This is a genomic window from Rhodopila sp., assembly GCF_035548235.1.
Taxonomy (GTDB): Bacteria; Pseudomonadota; Alphaproteobacteria; order Acetobacterales; family Acetobacteraceae; genus Rhodopila.
In genome coordinates, this window is record NZ_DASZTJ010000285.1 from 1 (window position 1) to 9,257 (window position 9,257).

At 67.7% G+C, this 9,257-nt stretch carries 7 protein-coding genes and 1 pseudogene; 2 read left to right on the plus strand and 6 right to left on the minus strand.

Going from position 1 to position 9,257, the window contains the following annotated elements; translation table 11 throughout:
• Positions 1-234 precede the first annotated feature (234 nt).
• The 6 genes from VHB27_RS23110 to arsC form a co-directional block, all read right to left on the minus strand.
• On the minus strand, positions 235-1,893 hold the full coding sequence (locus tag VHB27_RS23110; RefSeq protein WP_325605054.1) for a molybdopterin-binding/glycosyltransferase family 2 protein: 1,659 nt from the start codon (positions 1,891-1,893) through the stop codon (positions 235-237).
• Positions 1,890-2,588 carry an XdhC family protein gene (locus tag VHB27_RS23115; protein ID WP_325605056.1) on the minus strand — a complete coding sequence of 233 codons (699 nt, stop codon included), beginning with the start codon at positions 2,586-2,588 and terminating at the stop codon, positions 1,890-1,892. The genes VHB27_RS23110 and VHB27_RS23115 overlap by 4 nt, the downstream gene beginning before the upstream one ends.
• A gap of 359 nt (positions 2,589-2,947) precedes the next feature.
• The gene (locus VHB27_RS23120; protein WP_325605058.1) at positions 2,948-4,537 is read right to left on the minus strand and encodes an ABC transporter substrate-binding protein; all 1,590 of its coding nucleotides are present in this window, start codon (positions 4,535-4,537) and stop codon (positions 2,948-2,950) included.
• Between the two features lie 62 nt (positions 4,538-4,599).
• The gene (hemB, locus tag VHB27_RS23125) at positions 4,600-5,568 is read right to left on the minus strand and encodes a porphobilinogen synthase (protein WP_325605060.1); all 969 of its coding nucleotides are present in this window, start codon (positions 5,566-5,568) and stop codon (positions 4,600-4,602) included.
• A 234-nt stretch (positions 5,569-5,802) separates the two neighbouring features.
• Positions 5,803-6,543 carry a response regulator transcription factor gene (locus tag VHB27_RS23130; protein WP_325605061.1) on the minus strand — a complete coding sequence of 247 codons (741 nt, stop codon included), beginning with the start codon at positions 6,541-6,543 and terminating at the stop codon, positions 5,803-5,805.
• A gap of 191 nt (positions 6,544-6,734) precedes the next feature.
• Positions 6,735-7,088 (minus strand): arsenate reductase (glutaredoxin), encoded by a 354-nt coding sequence (gene arsC, locus VHB27_RS23135; RefSeq protein ID WP_325605062.1) that lies wholly within the window; start codon positions 7,086-7,088, stop codon positions 6,735-6,737.
• Positions 7,089-7,364: 276 nt separating this feature from the next.
• Between arsC and VHB27_RS23140 the strand changes: the two genes are divergently transcribed.
• Both VHB27_RS23140 and VHB27_RS23145 read left to right on the plus strand, forming a co-directional pair.
• Positions 7,365-8,597, plus strand: coding sequence for a CaiB/BaiF CoA transferase family protein (locus VHB27_RS23140; RefSeq protein ID WP_325605064.1), 1,233 nt, complete (start codon positions 7,365-7,367; stop codon positions 8,595-8,597).
• Between the two features lie 91 nt (positions 8,598-8,688).
• Positions 8,689-9,257: pseudogene (locus VHB27_RS23145) on the plus strand (phosphoenolpyruvate carboxylase); the annotation flags it as partial.

Below are 9,257 nucleotides of genomic sequence, written 5' to 3' on the forward strand. Positions count from 1 at the left end.
CGAAGAAAACCGCACCGTCTCGGCCTATGCCAAGGCGTTTGGGATCAGCTTCACCGAAGCGCTGCGCCGCCGGGCCCGCGACAAGCGCGTCGCAGAGCGGGAGCGCAAGAAGGTCGCCCAGGCCATCGCAGCCAGCGGCACATCGGTCTAGCCCTTTTTCGAACCGAAACCGCCGGTCACACCGCCCCCGGTCACGCTACCCTCGGTCACGCTACCCCCGGCCACACCGCCCGCTCACAGCGCCCCGACGGGCCGCATCCCTTTGGGCAAGGTCGCCAGCGACTCCGTCGTGTCGAAGTCCCGCAGCACGCCGTCGTCGGCCATTTCGGCCTCGACCACCGCCTCGGCATGCTTGCCGATCAGGAACCGCGCACCGGAATCGCCCGAGATCTGAAGGATCTCCGGAAAAAAGCGCCGATCCCACAGCATCGGGTTGCCCTGCTTGCCGCGGAACGTCGGCAGGACGATCAGCCGTCCTTCATCGGCGTCGTACATCGAGATCAGCCGATCGATCATCCGCCCCGTCACCAGCGGCATGTCCCCCAGGCAGACGATCGCGGCGGAACACTCCGGCGGCACGGCGGCGATGCCGGTTTTCAGGCTGGCGGCCAGCCCCTCGGCATAATCCGGCGCATGCACGTACCGCACCGGTCGCCCGCCCAGCGCCTGCTCCACCTGTTCGGCCTGGTGACCGGTCACCACCAGGATCGGCCGGGCGCGGGATGACAGGACGTTGTCGACGACGCGGGCGATCATGGCCTTGCCGGATTTGTCGGTGACCAGCAACTTGTTGTGCGGTGCCATCCGCCGCGACCGCCCGGCGGCCAGCACGATGGCGGCGATCGTGGGCGCGCTGCGCGGGGCCGCGCCGGACCGCGGCGTGCCGGGGGCTTTTTCCCGGGGCATCGGCCGCGTCTCCATCTCTTTCAGCAAGCCGCCGACGCCCATGCGCATGATGTCCTGGGGCGTAACCGCCAGGCCGGCGAACAGCCGGGTCAGCACGAAGTCGATCCCGTTCAGGCTGGGGCTGCGCGCGCAGCCGGGCAGGACGAGCGCCGGCCGCGTGCCGATCTGCCCGATGCAGATCAGGTTGCCGGGGTCGACCGGCATGCCGAAATGCAGGATTTCCCCGCCCGCCCGGACGATGCCCGCCGGACCGACGTCGCGCCGGTCCACGACGGCCGAGGCGCCGATCACCAGCAGCAGGTCGGCCCCCGCGCCCACCCGCGATTCCAGCGCCCGCCCGACCGCCTCTTCCTCATGCGGACAGCGGACCGGCGGCAGCAGCGACCCGGTCAGGGCAGTGATCCGGCCTTCGGTGATGGCGATCGTCTTGTCGGTGACGCTTTCCTTCAAGCCCGGCAGTTCGGTCACCACCAGACCGACCTGCAGGTGCCGGAACGGGTGCAGTGCCAGGAGGGACGGGCCGCGCCGCACGATCGCCTCGGCGACGCTCAGCACGTTGCCGGGCACCGAGAACGGCACGATCTTGATCGTCGCCACCAGGTCCTTGGGTGCGACGACGGCGTAATCGGGCAGGGTGCCGATGGTGATCGATTCGTCGATCGAGTTCAGGCGGTCGATGCGGGCGGCGTCGACCCGCAGCAGGCCTGGCACCTCGCTCGACAGGTTCACGCGGCCGGTCGCCGCGCGCGATCGCGCGATCAGCGGCGCGACCAGCGGGTTGGCGATCCGGTCCGCGGCGATGTCTTCGGGCACGTCGCCGGGTTCCAGCACGGCGCAGATGACCTCGGTCCGGCCCGCCTCGCGCAACGCCTCCAGGGCTGCATCGTCCAGCACCGAACCCTTGCGGATCATGCGTTCGCCGACCCTCTGGCTATGCGCCATGATCGCGCCGCGTGCTTCCCGCAGCGGGACCGGGCCGAACCTCATGGCGCCGGTTTCGGCGGCAGGGGCGCGTTGCGGCGGACGGCGACGATCTCGGCGATGATGGACAGGGCGATCTCGGGCGCGGTGACCGCCTCGATGTCGAGGCCCACGGGGCCGCGGATGCGGGCCAGGTTGTTGTCGGTGTGGCCCATGTCCCGCAGCCGCTTCAGCCGTGCCGCGTGGGTGCGGCGCGAGCCCAGGGCGCCGATATAGAACGCCGGGGATTTCAGCGCTCGGTCGAGCGCGGGGTCGTCCAGCTTCGGATCATGCGTCAGGGTGACGACCGCCGTCCGACTGTCGGGGACGAAGGCGTCCAGCGCCTCGTCGGGCCAGTCGTGGGAGATGGCGACGCCGGGGAAGCGTTCGTCCGAGGCGAAGGACCGCCGCGGGTCGATGATGGTGACCGCGAACCCGCAGGGCGCGGCGAAGGGCACCAGCGCCTGGGCGATGTGCACGGCGCCGACCACGGCGAGACGAAGCGGCGGGTTGTAGGCTTGCAGGAACCAGTCGGTGTCGCCGACCTTGACGGTCCCGCTCTCGTCGCGATCGAGCGCCCGCCGAGCGGCGGCGTTCAGGTCCTCGGGCGCGGAGGGGTCGGGCAGGAGGTGCTGTTCGCCGGACGGAAGCCGGGTCGCCAGGACGATCGGCGTCTTTGCCTGCTTGGCCTGCTCCAGCGCGGCGAGCGTTTCAGGTGTCATGGACGGTGTGCCTGTTCAGCGGTGGCGCCGGCAGTGTGCCACGACGGCGGCGGTCTGTCATGGCGGGGCGGTCCGGCATGGCGGAGGCGCGGCCATGGACGCCAGGTCGGAGCGGCAAGCCCGGATGTCGGCATCATTGCCGGGCTTGGGCCGGGCTTGGGCCGGGCTTGCCCGCTCTCCCAGGACCCGGAAGGTTCGGCTCGACCGGCCATCCGGGACCTTGGGCGATGGCCCGGTCGGGCCGGGCCTTGGCGAACTACGATCCCGCGCGGCCGCTGTCTGTCCCGGCGCCCCTCCTGTCATGGCGGGGCGTCGGGATTGCGTCCAAGGGTATCGTTCCGGTCGTGACGGGGGGGCCGTTACGTCTTTGTCACGTCCCAGAAGACCGGGAATGGCGCTTTGGTCACACCCGAGAGGTTCTTGCGCCATGCCTGGTATTGCCGGAAGAAGCCGGTCGGCACGTAGATGACGAAGTCCATCCCGGCCTTGTTGAGCTCGCCGATGACCTTCTTTTCGGTTGCGAGGTCGGGGGCGGCATACCATTCCTCGATCTTGCTCTGCACCAGGTCGGATTTCGGCCAGCCGAACCATGCCGTCGGACCGCTGCAGTCCAGGGCGGTATAAGGCGCGGGGTTCACGCAGTCGGCGCCGGCGTGCCAGGTGTGGAAGATGTTCCAGCCGCCCTTGTCCGGCGGCTCCTTGCTCGCGCGGCGCTGGCCGACGGTGCCCCAGTCCAGGGCTTCATACTTCACGTTCATGCCGATCCGCTTCAGCAGGTCGGCGGTCACGTCGCCCTGCGCCTTGGTGATCGCGACATCGGTCGCCACCAGCAGGCTGACCGGCTCACCCTTGTAGCCGGCCTCGGCCAGCAGCTTCTTGGCCTGGTCGTAGTCGCGCTTGCCCTTCAGGTAGTGGCCGCCTTCCTCGGTATAGAGCGGCGTGCCCGGCGTGAAATAGCTGGGCAGCGTCTTCCACAGCGTGGTGTCGTCGCCGACCACGGCCTCCATGTAGTCTTCCTGGCTCAGCGCGATCTGCACCGCCCGCCGCGCCCGTTCGTCGTTGAAGGGCGGGTAGAGATGGTTCATGCGGAACGAACCGATATTGCCCAACGGATCGGCGATGTCGACCGCGACGTCGGCATTCTTGCGCAGCAGCGGGATGAGGTCGGACAGCGGGGTTTCCAGCCAGTCGACCTCCCCGCTCTGCAGCGCGCCGCCGGCGGTCGCACCGTCGGGGATGATCTGCCATTCGATCCGGTCGAAATGGATCCGCTTGCCGCCCGACAGCCAGTTCGCCTTCTCGTCGCGCGGGACATAGCCGTCGAACTTCTCGAAGATCGCCTTCGCGCCGGGGACCCACTCGTCCTTCCTGAAGCGCATCGGGCCGGAGCCGACATACTCGCTGATCTGCTTGAACGGATCGGTGCTGGCGATCCGCTCCGGCATGATGAACAAAGCGGGCGTGCTGCTCTTGCCCAGGGCGAACAGCATCTTGGAGTAGGGCGCGTTCAGCCGGAAGCGGAACGTCTTGTCGTCCACCGCTTCCAGCGCGTCGGTCTTCTTCGAGATCGGCACGCCCATCGGCGCGTCGCGCACCCACCAGCGCTTGATGCTGGCGACGACGTCCTTGGCCAGCACCGGTTCCCCGTCATGGAACTTCAGGCCGGGGCGCAGCTTGAACGTCCAGGTCTTGCTGTCCGCCGTCGCGTCCCAGGACTCGACCATCTGCGGCTTCGGCGTAAGCTGGTCGTCGACGCCCAGCAGCGTGTCCCAGATCAGCAGGGAGGCGTTGCGCACCACGTACTGCGTGGTCCAGATCGGATCGAGGTTCGCCAGGTTGGCTTGCGGCACGAACCGCAGCACCTTTGTATCCGCTGCCAGCGACAGCCGAGGCGCCGCCAACGCGCCACCGACGGCCGCGGCCGTTTTGAGAAAGCCACGCCGATCCATATCCGCTCCGTTCTTGTTTCCTGTGTCGAAATGACGGGATCGGGTATGCAGGTTCCGTACCGTCAGAAGCCTTGCCGAGCGATGTCCATCGCGAAATAGGTCAGGATCAGGTCGGCGCCGGCGCGCTTGAAGGCGCCCAGGGTCTCGCGCACGATGCGATGCTCATCGATCGCGCCGGCCTGGGCGGCGAACTTGATCATCGCATACTCGCCGCTGACCTGGTACACCGCCAGGGGCAGCAGGCTGCGCTGGCGGATCTGGGTCAGCACGTCCAGATAGGGCAGGCCGGGCTTGACCATCAGCATGTCGGCGCCCTCGGCCTCGTCGATCGCCGACTCCCGCAGCGCCTCGCGTCCGTTCATCGGGTTCATCTGATAGGCCTTGCGATCGCCTTTCAACTCGCACCCGGCGGCCTCGCGGAACGGGCCGTAATAAGCCGAGGCGAATTTCGACGAATAGGCCATGATCGGGACGTTGCCGAAGCCCGACCCGTCCAGCGCCGAGCGGATCGCCGCCACCTGGCCGTCCATCATGGAGGAGGGGGCGATCATGTCCGCCCCGGCTTCGGCGGCCACCACCGACTGCCGGCCCAGGTTCTCGATCGTGTGGTCGTTGTGGACGTCGCCGTCGTGGATCACGCCGCAATGGCCATGCGTGGTGTATTCGCAGAAGCAGGTGTCGGAGATCACCATCAGGTCCGGCGCCGCGTCCTTCGCCCGCTTGATCATCCGGGCCAGCAGCCCGTCGCGGTTCCAGGCGTCGCTGCCGATATCGTCCTTGTGGTGCGACACGCCGAAGGTCATGACCGCCTTGATCCCGGCCGCCGCGATCTCCCGCACCGCCTTGTCCAGCTTGCGTTCGGGGATGCGGAACACCTCCGGCATGGAGTCGACCGGGGCGAAGTCGTCGAGGTCCTCCTCGACGAAGATCGGGTAGATCAGGTCGTTCACCGTGACGGTGTTTTCCTGCAGCAGGTCGCGCATCGCGGGGCTCGACCGCAACCGCCGCAGGCGGGTCAGCGGGAACTGCATGGCCGATGTCATCACCATTCGCGCCTCGGTCGCTGCGCCCCGACCTGGCGCCTGGCCAGCGGGGACGGTTCCGGACGGCGGCCGTCCGTGGACCGAGTGTAGCGGAATGGTGATGGATCGGCCACTGGCGACTCGTCCGCGACCGGCGCCGCCATCGATCCCGCGAGGTTCAGCCCCATCGGGACCCAGCCCCCGTCATGGCCCGGTCAAGCCGGATCATGACGGGGGACGGCCCTACCAGGTCGCGCCGGCCGGGACGGCCGCCGGTTCCTCGACCGGGGCGGCGTTCAGGCGATAGCCGCCGGGTGCCGTCAGCAACAGCTTGCAGTTGTTCGGGTCGGCCTCGATCTTCTGGCGCAGGCGGTAGATATGGGTCTCCAGCGTATGGGTGGTGACGCCGGCGTTGTAGCCCCAGACCTCGTTCAGCAGCACCTGGCGCGACACGATCTCCCCGTTGGTGCGGTAGAGGAATTTCAGGATCGCGACCTCTTTCGTCGTCAGCCGGATGCGCTGCTTGCGGTCGGCGGTCAGCAGCAGCTTGGCCGACGGGCGGAACGTGTAGGGCCCGATGGTGAAGACCGCGTCCTCACTGGTGTCGAAGGCACGCAACTGCGCGTTGACGCGGGCCAGCAGTTCCGAAGCGCGGAACGGCTTGGCGATGTAGTCGTTCGCGCCGGAGTTGAGGCCCTGGACGATGTCTTCCTCGTTCGCGTTGCCGGTCAGCATGATGATCGGCATGCGATGTCCCTGCCGGCGCATCTGCGCGCAGAAGTCGCGTCCGTCGCCGTCCGGCATGTTGATGTCCAGAATAATCGAGTCGAATCGAGCGTCAGCCGCGTTGAGATACTGCGCCGCTTCCTTCAGCGTCGCCGCCTCGAAAGACTGGTACAGACCTTCTTCCGAAAACTGCTCCGCCAAGGCCTGTCGCAACGCGTGGTCATCTTCAACGATCAGGATCGGTCGCGCAGACGGCATGTTGATCATTCCTCGTTCACTAGTGATGAGGTCGTGGCTCTATGAGATTAAGTCCCGGCGCGCAAAGAAACTTTCCGCGAGCATGGCGCCACATTTGCCCCAATTTTGCCAAGATACGCGAAATTTTACATTGTTGTACCGGAACAATGCTGGTTTGATACGTACAACAATTTCTTGAGACGATCGAATCGTCATCCCAGCAATTCCTTCACCAGCTCCGCCGGCCGGCAGAGGCGCGCGCCCTTCGGACTGACGACGATCGGACGCTCCATCAGGATCGGGTGCGCCAGGATCGCGTCGATCAGCGCATCGTCGGGCAGTGACGCGTCGTCCAGCCCCAACTCATCATACGGCGTGCCGCGGCGGCGCAGGATCTGGCGCGGCGTCATGCCGATGCGGTGCAGCAGGTCGATCAACCCCGCCCGGTCCGGCGGGGTCTTGAGATATTCGATGACGCGCGGTTCAGTACCCGATTCGCGCAGCATCCCCAGCACCTTGCGCGACGTTCCGCAGTTCGGGTTGTGGTAGATGACCGTCTCGTCCACGCTTCTCTCCGTTCGCGCCGTGCGGCTTCACGCTCCGGAGAGGTAGTCACGCGATCACGAAAATCAAATCCCCGCCATCCCGATTGTGCCAGCGGACTGTGCCAGCGGACTGTGCCAGCGGACTGTGCCAGCGGACTGTGCCAGCGGACTGTGCCAGGGGGCTGTGCCAGGGGACTGTGCCAGGGGACGGTCCGTCCCGCCCTGGATGTCCCGCCCTGGATGTCCCGTCGGGGATGTGGCACGCTCGGCGCAACAAAACGAGAGGGAGGCGTTCCCATGGCGCTCGATAATGTCCGGCCGGTCGGGTTTCTCTCCGGGGTCAAGATCGTCGATTTCACCCAGTTCGAGGCAGGCCCCTCCTGCACCGAGGCCCTCGCCTGGCTCGGCGCCGACGTGGTGAAGATCGAGAACCCGAAGATGGGCGATCCCGGACGCCGGCTGCGGCCCGGCCAGCCCGACGACGACCCGTACTATTTCCACGTCTTCAACGCCAACAAGCGGTCGATGACCGTCAACCTGAAGTCGCCCAAAGGCCTGGCTCTGGTGAAGGACATGCTGCGCCAGGCCGATGTGTGCATCGAGAACTTCGCCCCCGGCGCGATCGAGCGGCTTGGCCTGGGCTACGACGTGGTCCGCGCGCTGAACCCGGGCATCATCTACGCCCAGGTGAAAGGCTTCGGCGAGGGCAGCCCGTTCGAGAAGAACCTGGCCTTCGACATGATCGCCCAGGCCTGCGGCGGCACGTTCAGCGTCACCGGCGACCCGGACGGCCCGCCGACGCGGCCCGGCATCTCCCTGGGCGACACCGGCACGGGGATGCTGATGGCGATCACCATCCTGGGCGCGCTCTACAAGCGGCGGGAGACCGGGGAAGGCCATCGGCTGCAGGTGGCGATGCAGGACGCCATCATGCACTACATGCGCATCAACTTCGCCACCCAGGGCCGCACGGGCGAGGCGGCAGGGCGCGGCGGCAGCAAGGTGCCCGGCGTGCGCAACGCACCGATGGGCCTGTATCCCTGCGCGCCGGGCGGTCCCAACGACTACGTCTACATCATGACCAGCCGCGCGAACCCGGACCACTGGGACCGGCTGCTGAAGGTCATCGGGCGGGAGGACCTGATCGGCGACGCCCGCTACGCCGACGCCTTCGCGCGCCTGGAGCGGGAGGAAGAGGTCGACGAAATCATCGCCGCCTGGACCCGCCGGCACCCCAAGATGGACGCGATGCGCGCGGTCGGCGAGGCGGGCATTCCCGCCGGCGCGGTGCTCGACACGATGGAACTGCAGAACGACGCGACGTTCGAAGAGCGGGGGATCATGCAGGTGATGCGCCATCCCGTGCATCGCGACTTCAAGATGCCCGGCTGGCCGGTCCGGATCGACGGCAAGCCGCCGATGCTGGCGGCCTCGCCCGTGCTGGGTGAGCATACCGAGGCAGTGCTGTCGGAGTGGCTGGGGCTGAACGAGCCGGCGGTCGCGGCGCTGCGGGCGGACGGGGCGGTCTGACCGGCCGCATTTCCGGTCAATCGCCCAAAATCTCCGCGTTTCCCGGCTTGCTGCATCGCAAAAAGATGTCCAAAGTGTAGGCATGCCGGACGTGCCCGTACTTCAGCAAGCCGCCGCTTCCATCCCCGCCGAAACCCTGGCGCGGGAACTCCTCGCTCTCACGACCCAGCTCGGTGCCAGGGCGGGCGAAGACCCGTTCGGCAACCCGGTCCTGCTGGTCTCCCTGGCGATCACCCGCAAGCTCGACACCGGCGCGCTGACCGAGGCCGATATCGGCGCGCTGATCCGCCATCTGCGCGACGAGGCCTTCATGGACAGGGCGGGGCGGATCGCGGGGTACCTGGGCGGGATCGACACGACGGCGAATGACGCGATCCTGGCCAACCTGGCCCAGCACCTGCTGCGGCCCGACCCGAACGACAGCCCGGTGCGCTGGGCCGAATACCAGGCGCTGACCGAACGTACGCGCTTCGCCGCGGTGTTCACCGCGCACCCCACCTTCTGCTTGCCCCTGCCGGTCAACCAGGCCCTGGCAGAGGCCGCCTGCGGCCGTCCCGTGGCGACATTCGAGTCCCACCGGCCGCCGCCGATCACGCTGCGGCAGGAATTCGACCAGGCGGCGCTGGCGATCGCCAACGGCCGCGACGCGATCGACCGGTT